Source organism: Tepidibacillus sp. HK-1 (assembly GCF_001748485.2).
GTDB classification, from domain to species: domain Bacteria; phylum Bacillota; class Bacilli; order Tepidibacillales; family Tepidibacillaceae; genus Tepidibacillus_B; species Tepidibacillus_B infernus.
This window is the reverse complement of record NZ_BDGM02000068.1, coordinates 1-273: the sequence shown is the minus strand read 5'-3', so window position 1 is coordinate 273 and position 273 is coordinate 1. Positions and strand designations below refer to the sequence as shown.

At 39.6% G+C, this 273-nt stretch carries 1 tRNA gene; it reads left to right on the top strand.

The features are described from left to right. The first annotated feature begins 9 nt into the window (after positions 1–9). Positions 10–96 (top strand) — tRNA-Leu (locus BEN26_RS13865). Positions 97–273 lie beyond the last annotated feature (177 nt).

Here is a 273-nt window from a genome sequence, read left to right as displayed (position 1 = left end):
GAATTTTACGCGGACGTGGCGGAATCGGCAGACGCGCTAGATTCAGGTTCTAGTGGTAGAAATATCGTGGGGGTTCAAATCCCTTCGTCCGCACCATATGTTTTCAGTAAATGGATTAAGCTTGGTAGACAACACGTTGGAGGTATGAAAGGAATAGGTTTAAATTCTATCTTCTTGGCCTTCAAAACGCACTAGACATGTTTGAGTATGTCTTTTTTATTTGGGGTATTGACGATAACTGTCATTTGTGATAAATTATTTAAGTCATTGAAA